The organism is Ruixingdingia sedimenti, from assembly GCF_031432425.1.
Taxonomy (GTDB): Bacteria; Pseudomonadota; Alphaproteobacteria; order Rhodobacterales; family Rhodobacteraceae; genus Ruixingdingia; species Ruixingdingia sedimenti.
Window position 1 is genome coordinate 85,797 of sequence record NZ_JAVKPH010000001.1, and the last position, 13,626, is coordinate 99,422.

Genomic DNA, 13,626 nt, shown 5'->3' on the forward strand with positions numbered 1-13,626 from the left:
AACGCGGTCAAGTAAACTTCCTTGCCCGCGACCCCGGCCTTACCTTTCTGGTGCCCCATGTCCCGCCTTGTTCCGATCCTGCGCCGCCTCGCCGCCGCCGCGCTGGCCGCCGTGCTCGCCACCCCGGCGCTGGCAGAGATCCGCGCGACCGACATCACCGGGCGCGCGGTGGTGCTGGACGCCCCCGCGCAGCGCATCGTTCTGGGCGAGGGGCGGCATCTGGGGGTGCTGGCGATGCTGCATGAAAACCCGGTGGCGCTGGTCGCGGGCTGGCGGCAGGACAAGGCGCTCGATCCGGTGACAGAGGCCGCCTATGCCGAACGCTTCCCCGGCATCGCCGATATCCCGGCGGTGGGTGCGGGCAACCGGCAACTGTCGGTGGAAAGCGTGATCGCCCTGCAACCCGATCTGGTGCTGCTGGCGCTGGTCGATGCGACCGATCCGCAGATGGCGCAGCCGCTGGCGCAGTTGCAGGCGGCGGGCATCCCCTATGCCTTCGTAGATTTCTTCGCCAAGCCGATGCAGAATTCGCTGCCCTCGCTGGCGTTCCTCGGCGCCGTGACGGGGGCAGAGGCGCGGGCGGCGGAATTCGCCGGGGTCTATCAGGCCCATCTGGCCCGCATCGCCGACCGGCTGGCGGCGGCGAAACCCGCCTCCCCCCGCGTCTTCGTGCAGGTCCATGCCGGGCCCGACCGCTGCTGCCCCACGGTGGGCGCGGGCGTGTTCGACGATTTCGTCACCGCCGCCGGCGGGCACAACATCGGGCGCGATCTGGTGCCCGGCGTGATGGGCAACCTGTCGCTGGAAAGCCTGATCGCGGCGGACCCGGACGTCTATCTTGCCACCGGCGGCCAGCATATGGCGGCGCGCGGCGGGCTGGTTCTGGGCGCGGGTTACGACGCGGCGGCGGCGCGCGCCTCGCTCGCCGCGCTGGTCGCCGCCCCCGGCCTGTCGGGCCTGCGCGCGGTGGAAGAGGGCCGCGCCTTGGGCATCTGGCACATGTTCAACGATTCGCTCTTCCACATCGCGCTGATCGAGCGGCTGGCGCAGCTGTTCCACCCCGACCTTTTCGCCGATCTGGACCCCGAGGCCACGATGCGCGACCTGACCGGCCGCTTCGCCCCCGTGCAGGTGCCCGGCACATGGTGGGTGACGCTGAAGTGAGGGATACCGGGGCCAGTTTCGAGGCGATCCTCGCCGGGGAAACCGCGCGCACGCGGCGGCGCTGGCTGCTGGTCGTGGTGCTGGCGCTGGCGGCGGTGGCGTCGCTGGTGGTGGACCTGACCTCGGGGCCCTCGGGCCTGCCGTTCGAATCCGTCCTGCGCGCCCTGACGGGGCAGGAGGTCGACCGCGGCACCGCCGTCATCGTCTGGCAGGTGCGCCTGCCCGTGGCGCTGATGGCGCTCTTGGTCGGCGCGGCGCTGTCGCTGGCCGGGGCGGAAATGCAGACGGTGCTGGAAAACCCGCTGGCCGAACCCTTTACCCTCGGTGTGTCGGCCTCTGCCGCGCTCGGCGCCGGGGTGGCGCTGGTGCTGGGGCTGTCGCTGCCGGGGCTGCCGCCGGTCTGGGCGGTGTCGGCCAATGCCTTCGTCTTTGCGATGGGGGCGCTCGGCCTGCTGCAACTGGCCTCGCGGCTGCGCGGCGGGGGGACCGAGGTGGTGATCCTTCTGGGCATCGCGGTGAACTTCACCGCCGGGGCGCTGCTGGCGCTGGTGCAGTTCGTGGCCTCGCCCGATGCGCTGCAACAGCTGGTGTTCTGGACGATGGGCAGCCTTGCGGGCGCGCGGTGGGACGGGATCGTGCTGCTGGCGGCGCTGCTGGCGGTCTGCCTGCCGTTTTCGTTGCGGGCGTCGTGGCGGCTGACGGCGCTGCGGCTCGGCGCCGATCAGGCGCGCGCCTTCGGCTTCGACGTGGCGGGGCTGCGGCGGATGGCGCTGCTGCGCATTTCGGTGCTGGCGGCGGCGGCGGTGTCGCTGGTGGGCGTCATCGGTTTCGTCGGCCTTGCGGGGCCCCATATCGCGCGGCTGGCGGTGGGCGAGGATCATCGCTTCCTGCTGCCCGCCAGCGTCTTTACCGGCGCGGTGCTGATGTCGCTGGCCTCGGTCGCATCGAAACTGCTGGTGCCGGGGATCCTGCTGCCGGTGGGGATCGTGACCTCGCTGGTGGGCCTGCCGATCTTCGTGGCGCTGATCCTGCGGCGGGGGGTGTGATGGACCTGCGGGCCGAGGGGCTGAGCGTGCGCCGCAACGGCGCGGCGGTGATCGCGGCGCTGGACCTGCCGCCCATCCCTGCGGGGGAACTGACGGTGCTGGCGGGGCCCAACGCGGCCGGCAAATCGACGCTGCTGCTGGCGCTGGCGCAGATGATCCCCGCCACAGGTCGGGTGACGCTGGAGGGCGCCGATCTTGCCCGCATGGGCCGGGCCGACCGCGCGCGGCTGATCGGGATGATGCCGCAGCAGATCGGCGGTGCGGGCGGGTTGTCGGTGCTCGACAGCCTGCTGGCGGCGCTGCATGCGGGCGGCGGGCTGGCCGGGCGCGCCTTGCCGGGGCCCGAGGCCAGCCGCCACGCGCTGGAAACGCTCGCCCGCTTCGGCATCGCGGGGCTGGCGCCCCGGCCGCTGTCGGCGCTGTCGGGGGGGCAGCGGCAGCTGGTGGGGCTGGCGCAGGCGATCGTGCGCGACCCGCGGCTGCTGCTGCTGGACGAACCCACATCCGCGCTCGACCTCGCACGCCAGTTCCAGTTGCTGAACGAGGTCCGGGCGCTGGCGCGCGAGGGGCGCATCGTCATCGCCGTGCTGCACGACCTGACGCTGGCCGCGCATTGGGCCGACCGGATCCTGCTGCTGTCGGACGGGCGGCTGGCGGCGGCGGGCACGCCCGACGACGTGCTGACGCCTGAAACGCTCGCCCGCGTCTATGGCATCGACGCGCGGGTGGAACGCTGTTCGCGCGGGCGGATCAACGTGATGGTGGACGGGCTGTCGGCATGACGAAGGATTTCCGGATGACCTCTGCCTGGCTGGACAGCCCCGACCGCTATGGCCGCGTCAGCCGCCTGCTGCACTGGGCGATGGCGGGGCTGATCCTGTGGCAGCTGACGGGGATGATCCTGCGCGCGGCGCTCGGGCGGATGCCGGTGGTGTCGTTCTTCGTCGGCCTGCATCCGGCGGTGGGCACGGCGCTGTTCGTGCTGGTGGTGGCGCGCATCCTCTGGGCGATGGCGATGCGGGGGCGGCGGCCGGCGCATGGGCGGGGGTTGGCGGGGATCGCCGCGCGGCTCGGGCATCTGGCGCTTTACGCGCTGATGCTGGCGGTGCCGGCGGCGGCGCTGATCCGCGCCTGGGGCGGGCCGCGGGGGTTGCAGGTCTGGGGCCTGACGGTCTTTCCCGCGCGGGCGGAAACGGATGTCGTGGCCTGGGCGGTCGCCCTGGGGAATGGCGTGCACGGGGTGATGGGCTGGCTGCTGGCGCTGCTGCTTCTGGGCCATGTGGCGATGGTCGCGGTGCACGAGGGGCTCTGGCGCGACGGCACGCTGCGGCGGATGGCCGGGCGGGGGTAAGACCCCGGCGCCGGGCCCGGTGGATGGGACGGCGCCGGGGGCCAGCCCCCGGACCCCCGGGATATTTAGGGACAGAAAATGGAGGCAGACGGGTCTTGCGCATGACCCCTGTTCATTTTCTGTCCTTAAATATCCCCGCCGGAGGCTCCTGCCCCATCCGCCCGCGATACCGCCGGGCGGGGGCGCAGGAAAAAGGGCCGCGCCCCGGGGGGTGCGGCCCTTTCCCGTCGGGTCTGGCGCGGTCAGTGCGCGGCTTCGGCCTCCAGTTCCAGCAGGACCGGGGTTTTCACCCGCCATTCGGCGTACCAGTCATCCACCGCGGTGCCGAAGAAATCGCGCCCCACCGGGGTGACGGTGAAGCCCGCGCCCTCGATCCGGGCGCGATAGTCGGCGTCGATCGCGGCATAGGCGTCGAACATGGCGTCGAGTTCGGCGCGCACGGCCCCGGCGATCAGGGTCCGGTCGGCCTCGGGCAGCGCGGCCCACCGGCGGGCCGAGGCGACGGCGACGGACGGAAAGATCATGTGATCTGTCGCCAGCATCTGCTGGCCCAGATCGAAATAGCGGCTGTTCCACACGCCTTCGTAGTCGATCTGCATCCCGTCGATCTGCCCGTTCGCCATCGCGTCGTAAAGCGCGGGCAGCGGCAGCGGCGTGGGCGTCGCGCCGACCTTGGTCCAGAAGTCGAGTTCCTGCGGCAGCGGCACGGTGCGGATCTTGCGCCCGGCCAGATCCGCACCCGTGGCGGCGGGTTTCGCCAGCAGCACCTGCCGCATCCCCGCCAGCCCGAAGCCGAGCCCCTCGAGCCCCATCGGGCGGGCCTTTTCCAGCAGGCCCTGCGCGGTCGGCCCGTGCAGCAGGCGCTGCGCCCCGGCGATGTCGGCCACCAGATAGGGGGCCAGCAGCGCGCCGAAATCGGCGTCCCGCATCGCCAGTTCGCCGACCGTGAAGAAGGCGAGGTCGAGCGCGCCGGTCTGCAACTGCTGCAGCATCTGCGCCTCGGATCCCAGCTGGCCCGCCGGATGCACCGACAGATCCAGCCGCCCGCCGGTTTCCGCGGCCAGCCGGGCCGACAGCGCCTCGGCCGATTTCGTCCACTGGTGGCCTGGCGGCGTGATCAGCCCGATGCGCAGCGTGTCGGCCGCCGCCGGGGCGGCAAGGCCCAGGGCCAGCGTCAGGCCCGCGCACCAGCGCAGGAAGTGTCTCGTCATGTCTCCTCCTCGATCACAGGACGTAGGGCCAGACGGAAAGGCCCAGAAGCACCGCCGCGGCGGCCAGAAGATAGGGCATCAGCACCCAGGAAATGCGCGCGACCGACACCCCCGACAGTGCGGCGGCGGCGAACAGCCCCGCCCCCACCGGCGGCGTCAAAAGGCCGAGCGCGAGGTTCACGCAGATCACCACCCCCAGATGCACCGGGTCGATGCCGTAGACGTCGATCCCCACCGGCAGCAGCACCGGCACCGTCAGCGTCAGCGCCGGCACGGGTTCCAGCACGGTGCCGAGCGCGAAGAGCAGCAGGTTCATCATCAGCAGGAACGTCACCGGCGAATCCGTCACCGCCGACAGCATCCGCGCCATGGCCCCCGGCACCCCGGCATAGGCCAGCACCCAGGCCAGCACCTGCGCCGTGGCGATCAGCAGCAGCACCGCCGCGGACCCGAGCCCGGCGCGCACGAACAGCCCCGGCAGGTCGCGCCAGCCCATTTCCCGGTGCACGAAAAGACCCAGCACGATGGCCAGCGCCGCGGCCAGCGCCCCCGCCTCGGTCGGGGTGGCGATGCCGGCGGCGATGGAGGCCACGACCAGCGCCGGGATCGTCGCCGCCGGCAGCGCCCCCAGCACCGCCGCGCGGCGGGCGCGGGGGTCCATCCGCTGCGCCGGCGGATAGGGCACGCGCCGCGCACGCCAGGCGATCACGCCCAGAAAGGCCGCCGCCAGCAGGATGCCCGGCACGATCCCGGCGATGAACAGCGCGCCGATGGGCACCTGCGCCATCACGCCATAGATGATGAACATCATCGAGGGCGGCAGCACCGGCGCGAGCAGCGACCCGGCCGCCGTCACCGCCACAGCCTCGTCGCGCGGATAGCCCGCGGCCTCCATTTCCGGCACGGCCATGCGGGTCATCACCGTCAGCTGCGCCACGGCGGACCCGAGGATCGCCGCCAGCATCACGTTCGCGGCGAGGTTCACATGCGCAAGGCCCCCGCGCACCGGCCCGGCCATCACCAGCGCCAGCCGCATCAGCCGCCGCCCGGTGCCGCCCGCCGCCATCGCCTCGCCCAGAAGGATGAACAGCGGCAGCGCCATCAGGCCGTAACTGTCGATGCCCGACACCAGCTGTTGCGGCAGGCTTTCCAGCAGCACCCAGTCGCCGCGTTCGGCGATCAGGATCACCGCCGCCGCCAGCAGCACCGCGACGACCGGCAGGCCGAGTATGAAAAGGCCGACGAAGCCGAACGCCGCGATCATGCCGCCGCCTGCCCTGCCGCCCGGGCCGCATCCGCCGCGGCATGCGCGCGGGCGGCCTGCGCGGGCGCCACCAGCGCCACCAAGGCATGGACCGTGCCGCCGAGCGCGAACAGCGGCAGCACCGCCCAGACCCAGACCTTGGCGAAGCCGAGCGTCTGCGTCGGCTCGATATAGAGATAGTTGAAGCTCTGCGCCGCCAGCGCCTGCCCGCCCCCGGCGCGGATCAGCCCCACCGGGTCGAACCAGCGCCAGACGATCCAGTCGAGCCCGAGGAACCCCACCAGCATCAGCACCGACACCACCCGGCCCAGCCTGCGCCGCCCCGTTTCGCCCAGCATTTCATCCAGCAGCGTCACCGCCATGTGCCGCTGCCCGGCGAACAGTGCCGCGGCGCCCATGAAGCCCGCCCAGACCATCGCGGAAATCGCGGCCTCGTCGGCCCAGATCAGGGGTCGGCCGGTGGCGCGCATGGCCGTGGCCAGCACCATCACCACCAGCACCACCGCCGTCATCACGCCGGCCAGCGCCGCCTCTGCCTGCGCCAGCCGCCGGTCGATCCGCAGCAGCAGGGCCCCTGCCCGCATGGCCGTATCCTCCAGGTTCACGGGGGGAGTGATAGGGGGATTATCCGACTGTTTCAATCAGTTTTAGCCGCCCCCACAGACCGGGCGAGCCGCAGGGTTGCCCTCGCGGCCCGCCCGGCGCCCGTGGTGCGGTCAGTCCTTCAGCCGCAACGATCGGACATGGTCGCCCGTGGCATCCTCTGCCCCGCGGCGCTTGTTGACGGCATAGATGGTGCCATCCGCCGCCACCGCGACATGGTTGGGGAAAGAACCGCCGTCGAGATTGGCCACGATCTGCCCGTCATCGGCATTCACCGCCGTAAGCGTGCCCGCGGCGCGGTTGGTCACCACCAGCAGGTTCGCGCCCTTGTGCCAGGCCACGTTCAGCGGCCCCGCGCCCACCGGCACGTCGTAGAGAACCTTGCCCCCGGCATCCAGCGCCACGAGGTTGTCGGTGCCCTGCGCCACCACGAACATCCGCCCCGTCGCCGGATCCGCCGCGATCCCCGCGCCGCGCTGCGCCGTGGGCAGGGCGAACACATCCGCCGCGCCGGTGGCCAGATCGACCCGCGCGACCTCGGGCGTGTTCAGCGACACGGTATAGAGCTTGCCCCCCTCGGCATCGAGCGCGAGGCTCATCGCCCCGAACTCTCCGCCCCGCTGTTTCGAGGCGATGCGGATCGGCTCCAGCACCTCCAGCGTCGCGGTGTCGAAGACGGCGATCTGTCCCGTGGTCGAGGTCGAGGCATAGGCGCGGCCCGCCGCCGCATCCACCACCACGTCGCGCGCATGCGGCACCACGCCGGGTTCGAACTGCTTGACCAGCGACAGGTCGTCCTGCCGGTAGACCGCCACCGTTTCCTGCCGCGTGTTCGTGACCCAGACGGTGCCGTTCGCATCGTCCACGCCCACGCCATAGACGGCATGGACGCCCCCCTCGCGGTCGCCCCGCGCGGGGGCATCGGCCGGCGTCACCTCTGCCAGCAGGCCGAGCGTGCGGGCATCGAGCTTTTGCAGCTTCGATTCCTTCACCGGCGGGCGGCCGTTGGCCGAGGTCACGAACAGCCAGCCGTTCTTGTCGCTGACCGCAACCTGATAGAGCCCCGGCCCCGCGGCGACAGCGGCGATGTCGAACCTCTCGGCCCCCGAAAGCGGGATCTCGGGCGAGACCTTGAGCGTGATCACCGTGGCGCTGTCGGGGGCTTCGGTCTGCACCACCACCGGATGCAGGCCAAGCGCCGCATCCCCGGGCAGGGTCGTGCGGAAGGCGAACTTGCCCTCGGCATCGGCCACGATCCCTTCGCCAAGCGCGGCGGTGCCGCGCAGCAGGCGGATTTCCTGACCCGGGGCGAAACGGTCGCCCCGCACCTCGATCTCGTCGCCCGCATAGATCGCGGATGCGCCGGAGGGCATGAACTGCACCATGCCGGTGAATTCCGCCGGCGCGTCGAACACCGATTCGGCCCAGAGCGGCGCGGCGCCGGCCAGAAGCGCGGAAGACAGCAGCGCGGCACGAAGCCCACGGCGCCCGATCACGTTATTCATGTCTTTTCCTTGGGTTGTGTCGCGTTCTGGCGTGACGGGCCGGGGGCCGCGCCTGGCTGCCCCTACATCCGAAGATTGAGGGTTTTTGTCAAGATTCTCCACCGCCGCCGCGGCGATCCCGCACCGATTGACCTGCCCCGCGAACCGGCCTAGCCTGCGCGCATGGCCAGATTCACCCTCCGGTGCAGGTTCCGGTGCCATGCCGGATCGCTGCTGACGCGCTTCCTGCCCCGGGCAGGGGCGTGTCTGCGCTGAGCCAGCCGCCCGGGGTCCCCCTCCTTCGTCAGCGCCCCTTCCCCCAAGCCCCGCGGGCCGCCCGCGCCCGCCGCCGCGCCCCCTCGAAAGGATCACCCAATGGCCCGCAAACCCGCGCCGCCCCGCATCACCATCGCCGCCGACCTTCTCGACCATCTGGAGGCGCTGGCCTCGGGCGCGATGACCCGCCAGCCCGATCTGGCCGACCGCCTGCTGACCGAACTGGCCCGCGCGCGCATCGTGCAGCCGGCGCAGATGCCGGCGGATGTGGTCAGCATCGGCAACCGCGTCACCTACCGCGACGAATCGAACGGGCGCGAACAGGTGGTGACGCTGGTGTTCCCCGAGGATGCGAATATCGACGCGGGCCGGGTTTCGGTGATGACCCCGATCGGGGTGGCGCTGTTGGGTCTGCAAGCCGGGGCGCGGTTTTCCTGGGAAACCCGGGGCGGCGAGATGCGGGACCTGACGGTGGTCAGCGTCGCGCCAGCCGATGCGGGCGGCGACGCGGCCTGAGGCGCGACGGCGGTCAGGCTGTGTCCGAAGCCGCCGCGCGGCCCGGCGTGTCGTAAAGGCTGCGCGACAGGATCTGCCCGCCGTCATCCACCGTCAGCCGCAACGCGCGCCCGGCGTGAAAGAAGGTCAGCCGCCAGCGGCCCAGGTCTGCCTCCACCCCCGCCTCGCAGCGGCTGGTGATGCGGCCTGCGCGCAGCAGGTCCGGCACCTCTGCGGGGTCGAGCCCGAAGGCCGCGCCCAGAACCCCGGCCTCGACGGTGAACCCCTCGCCCGCGCGCGTGACCTCGGCCATGTCCGCCTCCTGTAATTCGGTATCTTTTATGCATATTGCGGCAACCCCGCCCCGGGAACAAGCGCGCAGCATGACGCAGATCAAGGACGCAAGGCGCCGCGCGGGGCATCGTCGTCCCGACGAAAGCCCCGCGCGGGAGGCATGCGTATGGACCTGACCCCCCTTCTGGACCTGATCGAGGAGCCCTGGCTCGCCGCCCTCTTCGGCTTGCTGACCGGGGCGGTGTTCGGGTTCGCAGCGCAACGGTCGTCCTTCTGCCTGCGCGCGGCGACGGTGGAATTCGCGCGCGGGCGGCTGGGGCCGCGGGTGGCGGTCTGGCTGCTGACCTTTTCCACCGCGGTGATCTGGGTGCAGGGCGCGCGGCTCGCCGGCCTCTTCCGGCCCGACGAGGCGCGGATGATGGCCGTTACCGGGTCGTGGTCGGGCGCGGTGATCGGCGGGCTGATGTTCGGCGCGGGCATGGTGCTGGCGCGCGGCTGTTCGGGGCGGCTTCTGGTGCTGGCGGCGACGGGCAACCTGCGGTCGGTCGTGTCGGGGCTGATCTTCGCGGTGGTGGCGCAGATGGCGTTGCACGGCTGGCTGGCGCCGCTGCGGCAATGGCTCGCGGGGCTGTGGGTGACCCCGGGGGGGCGCAACCTCGACCTGATGGCGGCGCTGGCGCTGCCCGAGGGCACGGGGCTGGTGCTGGGGCTGGCCACCGCGGCGCTGGCGCTGTGGCTGGCGGCGCGGCAGGCCATCGGCTGGGGGGTGCTGGTCTTTGCCTCGGGCGTGGGCTTTGCGGTGGCGATGGGCTGGGTGCTGACCTTCCAGCTGTCGCAGGTGGCATTCGAGCCGGTCAGCGTGACCTCGGCCACCTTTTCGGGGCCTTCGGCCAACATGCTGATGTTCTTCCTGACCGACAACCCGGCGCTGGATTTCGACATCGGGCTGGTGCCGGGCGTGGCGCTCGGCGCCTTTGTCGGCGCGGCGCTGCGGCGCGAGTTGCGGTTTCAGGGCTTCGACGGCGAAAGCCAGATGCGCCGGTCGATGGCGGGGGCGGTGCTGATGGGTTTCGGCGCGATGCTGGCCGGGGGCTGTGCGATCGGCGCGGGCGTGACGGGCGGGTCGATCTTCGCCGCCACCGCCTGGCTCGCGCTTTTGTGCATGTGGATCGGCGCGGTGGTCACGGATTTTCTGGTGGACCAGCAGCGCGAACGGGTGACGGCCTGAGCCCCGGCCTTTCGGGCGTCACTCGAACTCCATCTCGGCAAAGACCACGCCGGCGTTCTTGGTCGCCAGTTCCTCGAACGTATCCAGATGCGCCCACCGCGACTGGTCGACGTAATAGGCCCCGGCCAGATCGCCGCCGTCCTCCAGATGCGCGGCGATCTTTTCGCGCAGGTCCAGCAGATAGTCGCGCGTGTACCGCTGCACCTGCGCGAGGTTCGTGGGATGGCCGTGGCCGGGAATGACATAGGTGGGCGCCAGCGGGACCAGCGCGTTGTCCCATGTCTCGATCCAGCAGGAGGTGCAGGTGCCCTCGAAGATCGGCGGCATGCGTTCGTGAAAGGCGATGTCGCCCGCGATCATCATCGACCATGCGGGGATCCAGACCTGCGTGTCACCGGGGCTGTGCGCGGGGCCGAGATGCAGCACCTCGATCGTGACGCCGCCCATCTCGATCACCTTGCGGTCGGTGAAAGTTTCCGTCGGCGCGGCGATCACCGTACCTTCGGCGTTTTCGCGTGCATAGTTCTGCAACGCGGACAGCCCCTGCCCCGCGGTATCGGCGAATTCCTCTGCCGCCTCTTCATGGGCGAGGATCGGCACCCCCTGCGCCGCCCAGTAACCGTTGCCGAGCATGGCATGCCCCTGCCCGTTCTCGTTGATGACCAGCCGCACCGGCTGATCCGTCACCGCGCGGATTTCGGCATGCAGCGCCTCGGCCAGTTTCCATGACGCGCCGGAATTGACCACTACCACGCCGTCGCCGGTCACGATGAACGACAGGTTGTTGTTGTGGCCCGCGTTTTCATAGGTCGGCGGCGCGGTGGCCCCGATGGCGGTGAAGACGTGGGGGATCACCTCGACGGGTTTGGAATAGAGCACCGATTGCGGGTATTGGTCGGCGATGTCCTCGGAGGCGAAGGCGGGCGTGGCGAGCAGCAGCAGGGCAAGGTAACGCATCATTCCATCTCCTCGAACCGCCAGGCATCGCCCGCCTTCACGACCCGCCCGATACCGCCGCCGGGCAGGTGATAACCGATCATCGGCATCCCTTCGGCCGCCAGCCGTTCCATCAGCGCCACCCGCGTCGCGGCGGCAAGCGGCGGATCCTGATCCGAGGGCGAGGCCCAGTCCGGGCGCTCGAACGCGATATGGTGGTTGCCGATGGCATCGCCCACGACCATCGCGGCGCCCGCGTCGCTGCGCAGCTCGAACGCCATATGGCCCGGCGTGTGGCCGGGGGTCAGCCGGGCGGTAAGGCCGGGCAGAACCTCTTCGCCGTCCTCCAGCAGGCGGATGCTGTCCGCGACCGCCTCCAGCCGCCGGGCGGCGCCGATGGCGAAGGTCGCGCGCGCCTCGCCGATGGTGTCCACGGTCGCGGGGTCGGTCCAGTAGGCATGTTCCACCGCGCCGATGGCATGTTCCGCCGCGGGGAACAGGGGTTCGTCGAATTCGTCCAGCAGCCCCCAGATATGGTCGGGATGGGCATGGGTGAACACCACATGCGTCACGTCCTCGGGGGCCAGATCCAGCGCCGCCAGCGCCTCGGCCAGCTTGCCGGCGGTGGGCATGAAATCGGGGCCGGACCCCACGTCGAACAGCACCGTGTTCGTGCCGTCGCGCAGCAGGGTGACGTTGCAGGGCGGGGTCATCTGGTCCGCCGGCATGCCGTGGCGGGCCAGCAGGGCCGCGACCTCATCCCCCGCCAGATCGCCGAAGGTGAAATCCACCGGCAATACCAGATGGCCGTCCGACAGGGTGTCGATCCGCATCCCCCCGAAGGCAAGCGAGGTGCCCGCCCAGATCCGGCGGGGGGCAAGGGGCGCGGCAAGGGCGGCGGCGGCAGCGACAAGGATATGACGGCGGGTCAGCATGGGGCACCTGTCAGGTCAGGGGGCGGCCCCGGGGGGCCGCCCGGGTGGTGTCAGCCGAACATGTCGGCGGTGATCCCGGCGTACCAGCCGAGGCTTTCCTCATAGGTCGCCTTGCGCAGCGCCCCGTCCTCGCCCGTCTGGCTGATGAAGCTTTCGACCGAGGCGATCTTTTCTGCGTTGGGTTCGTAGGACGCGCCGACCTTCACCCCGTCGTCGGGCGCGATCAGCGACCAGCAGGTGTTGGAATACTTGGCCGGAAAGACCTTGGATCCCAGCAACTCGCCCCGGATGGTCATCGCCGCGACCTTGGCCTGGCTGTTGGCGGAAAAGCCCGATTTCGGCATGTCGCCCTGCGCGCTGGCATCGCCGAGGACGAAGACGTTCTCGTCCATCTTCGACTTCATGCTGTCAGGATGCACCGGGGCCCAACCGCTGTCCGCGGTGACGCCCGCGATGGCGGCGATCTGCCCTGCCACCTGCGCAGGGATCACGTTGCAGACATCGACCTTTTCGGCCTCGCCATCGATCACGACCTCCATCGTCGCCGGGCGCACCTCGACCGCGCCGCCGCCCATGTCGGGGCCGATCCATTCGACCATGCCGGGGTAGTGTTTCTGCCAGCCTTCCTCGAACAGCGCCTGTTTGGAATATTTGTCCTTGGGATCCAGAACGAGGATCTTGGCCGTGGGGTTCGTCTGCTTCAGCAGATGGGCGACCATGCTGATGCGTTCATAGGGCCCCGGCGGGCAGCGGTAGGGGTTGGGGGGCGCGACCATGGCGAAGGTGCCGCCCTGCGGCATCGCCTCGATCTGCGCCTTCAGCAGCTGCGTCTGCGGCCCGGCTTTGTAGGCATGGGGCATGATTTCGGCATCCGCGACGGTCCAGCCAGGGACCGACCCGTCCTTGAAGTCGATCCCGGGCGACAGCACCAGCCGGTCGTAGGGCAGCACCTGCCCGCCCGCCAGCGTCACCGTGCGCGCCGCGCGGTCCACCGCCGTCGCGGTGTCGGTGATCACGTTCACCCCGCCCGACGCCAGCTTGTCATAGCCGTGCTGGAGGTTCTCGAAGCTCTGGAACCCGCCGAGGTAGAGGTTCGAGAAAAAGCAGGTGGTGTAGATCGGGTTCGCCTCGACCAGCGTCACGTCCAGCGCGCCCTGCCCGTCCTTGGCCAGATAGCGCGCCACGGTCGCCCCGCCCGCGCCGCCGCCGATGACCACGACGCGGGGCTTTGCCTGCGCCAGCACCGCCGGCGCCGACAGAAGGGCCGAGGCCGCAAGCCCGGTGCCGATGAATAGCCGTCTGTTCAGGTTCATCCGTTCCTCCCTTGGATGGCCGGGGG

Annotated in this window: 14 protein-coding genes; 6 read left to right on the plus strand and 8 right to left on the minus strand. The window is 70.9% G+C overall.

Annotated features, from left to right (window positions below; translation table 11 throughout):
- The first annotated feature begins 57 nt into the window (after positions 1–57).
- Genes RGD00_RS00475 through RGD00_RS00490 form a run of 4 tightly spaced genes read left to right on the plus strand, consistent with a single transcriptional unit; the run spans position 58 to position 3,561 of the window.
- Positions 58–1,164 (plus strand): ABC transporter substrate-binding protein, encoded by a 1,107-nt coding sequence (locus RGD00_RS00475; RefSeq protein ID WP_310455102.1) that lies wholly within the window; start codon positions 58–60, stop codon positions 1,162–1,164.
- The gene (locus RGD00_RS00480; protein ID WP_310455103.1) at positions 1,143–2,210 is read left to right on the plus strand and encodes a FecCD family ABC transporter permease; all 1,068 of its coding nucleotides are present in this window, start codon (positions 1,143–1,145) and stop codon (positions 2,208–2,210) included. The genes RGD00_RS00475 and RGD00_RS00480 overlap by 22 nt, the downstream gene beginning before the upstream one ends.
- On the plus strand, positions 2,210–2,992 hold the full coding sequence (locus tag RGD00_RS00485; RefSeq protein WP_310455104.1) for an ABC transporter ATP-binding protein: 783 nt from the start codon (positions 2,210–2,212) through the stop codon (positions 2,990–2,992). The genes RGD00_RS00480 and RGD00_RS00485 overlap by 1 nt, the downstream gene beginning before the upstream one ends.
- Complete coding sequence (locus tag RGD00_RS00490; protein ID WP_310455105.1) at positions 2,989–3,561, plus strand: cytochrome b; 573 nt, start codon at positions 2,989–2,991, stop codon at positions 3,559–3,561. Before RGD00_RS00485 ends, RGD00_RS00490 begins: the two co-directional genes overlap by 4 nt.
- 242 nt (positions 3,562–3,803) lie before the next feature.
- On the opposite strand, the gene RGD00_RS00495 is transcribed toward RGD00_RS00490, so the two are convergent.
- The 4 genes from RGD00_RS00495 to RGD00_RS00510 all read right to left on the minus strand — a co-directional run bounded on the left by RGD00_RS00495 (position 3,804) and on the right by RGD00_RS00510 (position 8,144).
- On the minus strand, positions 3,804–4,772 hold the full coding sequence (locus RGD00_RS00495) for a TRAP transporter substrate-binding protein (protein WP_310455107.1): 969 nt from the start codon (positions 4,770–4,772) through the stop codon (positions 3,804–3,806).
- A 13-nt stretch (positions 4,773–4,785) separates the two neighbouring features.
- Positions 4,786–6,036, minus strand: a complete 1,251-nt coding sequence (locus RGD00_RS00500; protein WP_310455109.1) for a TRAP transporter large permease — start codon at positions 6,034–6,036, stop codon at positions 4,786–4,788.
- Complete coding sequence (locus tag RGD00_RS00505; protein ID WP_310455111.1) at positions 6,033–6,620, minus strand: TRAP transporter small permease; 588 nt, start codon at positions 6,618–6,620, stop codon at positions 6,033–6,035. Before RGD00_RS00505 ends, RGD00_RS00500 begins: the two co-directional genes overlap by 4 nt.
- A 132-nt stretch (positions 6,621–6,752) precedes the next feature.
- On the minus strand, positions 6,753–8,144 hold the full coding sequence (locus RGD00_RS00510) for a Vgb family protein (RefSeq protein ID WP_310455113.1): 1,392 nt from the start codon (positions 8,142–8,144) through the stop codon (positions 6,753–6,755).
- 354 nt (positions 8,145–8,498) lie between these two features.
- Here RGD00_RS00510 and rnk point away from each other — a divergent pair, with 354 nt between their 5' ends.
- The gene (gene rnk / locus RGD00_RS00515; protein ID WP_310455115.1) at positions 8,499–8,915 is read left to right on the plus strand and encodes a nucleoside diphosphate kinase regulator; all 417 of its coding nucleotides are present in this window, start codon (positions 8,499–8,501) and stop codon (positions 8,913–8,915) included.
- Positions 8,916–8,928: 13 nt separating this feature from the next.
- On the opposite strand, the gene RGD00_RS00520 is transcribed toward rnk, so the two are convergent.
- Positions 8,929–9,207, minus strand: a complete 279-nt coding sequence (locus RGD00_RS00520) for a DUF6522 family protein (protein WP_310455116.1) — start codon at positions 9,205–9,207, stop codon at positions 8,929–8,931.
- A 147-nt stretch (positions 9,208–9,354) separates the two neighbouring features.
- Here RGD00_RS00520 and RGD00_RS00525 point away from each other — a divergent pair, with 147 nt between their 5' ends.
- A complete protein-coding gene (locus tag RGD00_RS00525) occupies positions 9,355–10,416 on the plus strand; it encodes a YeeE/YedE family protein (protein ID WP_310455117.1) in 1,062 nt (353 codons plus the stop codon).
- Positions 10,417–10,434: 18 nt separating this feature from the next.
- Here RGD00_RS00525 and RGD00_RS00530 read toward each other — a convergent pair whose 3' ends face one another.
- Genes RGD00_RS00530 through RGD00_RS00540 form a run of 3 tightly spaced genes read right to left on the minus strand, consistent with a single transcriptional unit; the run spans position 10,435 to position 13,600 of the window.
- Positions 10,435–11,373 (minus strand): MBL fold metallo-hydrolase, encoded by a 939-nt coding sequence (locus RGD00_RS00530; protein WP_310455118.1) that lies wholly within the window; start codon positions 11,371–11,373, stop codon positions 10,435–10,437.
- Positions 11,373–12,287, minus strand: a complete 915-nt coding sequence (locus tag RGD00_RS00535; RefSeq protein ID WP_310455119.1) for an MBL fold metallo-hydrolase — start codon at positions 12,285–12,287, stop codon at positions 11,373–11,375. The genes RGD00_RS00530 and RGD00_RS00535 overlap by 1 nt, the downstream gene beginning before the upstream one ends.
- Positions 12,288–12,337: 50 nt before the next feature.
- On the minus strand, positions 12,338–13,600 hold the full coding sequence (locus RGD00_RS00540; RefSeq protein WP_310455120.1) for an FCSD flavin-binding domain-containing protein: 1,263 nt from the start codon (positions 13,598–13,600) through the stop codon (positions 12,338–12,340).
- Between the last annotated feature and the right edge of the window lie 26 nt (positions 13,601–13,626).

Coding starts and splice junctions, on each gene's coding strand:
- RGD00_RS00475 (WP_310455102.1), top strand. CDS start 58: ATGTCCCGCCTTGTTCCGATCCTGCGCCGCCTCGCCGCCGCCGCGCTG.
- RGD00_RS00480 (WP_310455103.1), top strand. CDS start 1,143: ATGGTGGGTGACGCTGAAGTGAGGGATACCGGGGCCAGTTTCGAGGCG.
- RGD00_RS00485 (WP_310455104.1), top strand. CDS start 2,210: ATGGACCTGCGGGCCGAGGGGCTGAGCGTGCGCCGCAACGGCGCGGCG.
- RGD00_RS00490 (WP_310455105.1), top strand. CDS start 2,989: ATGACGAAGGATTTCCGGATGACCTCTGCCTGGCTGGACAGCCCCGAC.
- RGD00_RS00495 (WP_310455107.1), bottom strand. CDS start 4,772: ATGACGAGACACTTCCTGCGCTGGTGCGCGGGCCTGACGCTGGCCCTG.
- RGD00_RS00500 (WP_310455109.1), bottom strand. CDS start 6,036: ATGATCGCGGCGTTCGGCTTCGTCGGCCTTTTCATACTCGGCCTGCCG.
- RGD00_RS00505 (WP_310455111.1), bottom strand. CDS start 6,620: ATGCGGGCAGGGGCCCTGCTGCTGCGGATCGACCGGCGGCTGGCGCAG.
- RGD00_RS00510 (WP_310455113.1), bottom strand. CDS start 8,144: ATGAATAACGTGATCGGGCGCCGTGGGCTTCGTGCCGCGCTGCTGTCT.
- rnk (WP_310455115.1), top strand. CDS start 8,499: ATGGCCCGCAAACCCGCGCCGCCCCGCATCACCATCGCCGCCGACCTT.
- RGD00_RS00520 (WP_310455116.1), bottom strand. CDS start 9,207: ATGGCCGAGGTCACGCGCGCGGGCGAGGGGTTCACCGTCGAGGCCGGG.
- RGD00_RS00525 (WP_310455117.1), top strand. CDS start 9,355: ATGGACCTGACCCCCCTTCTGGACCTGATCGAGGAGCCCTGGCTCGCC.
- RGD00_RS00530 (WP_310455118.1), bottom strand. CDS start 11,373: ATGCGTTACCTTGCCCTGCTGCTGCTCGCCACGCCCGCCTTCGCCTCC.
- RGD00_RS00535 (WP_310455119.1), bottom strand. CDS start 12,287: ATGCTGACCCGCCGTCATATCCTTGTCGCTGCCGCCGCCGCCCTTGCC.
- RGD00_RS00540 (WP_310455120.1), bottom strand. CDS start 13,600: ATGAACCTGAACAGACGGCTATTCATCGGCACCGGGCTTGCGGCCTCG.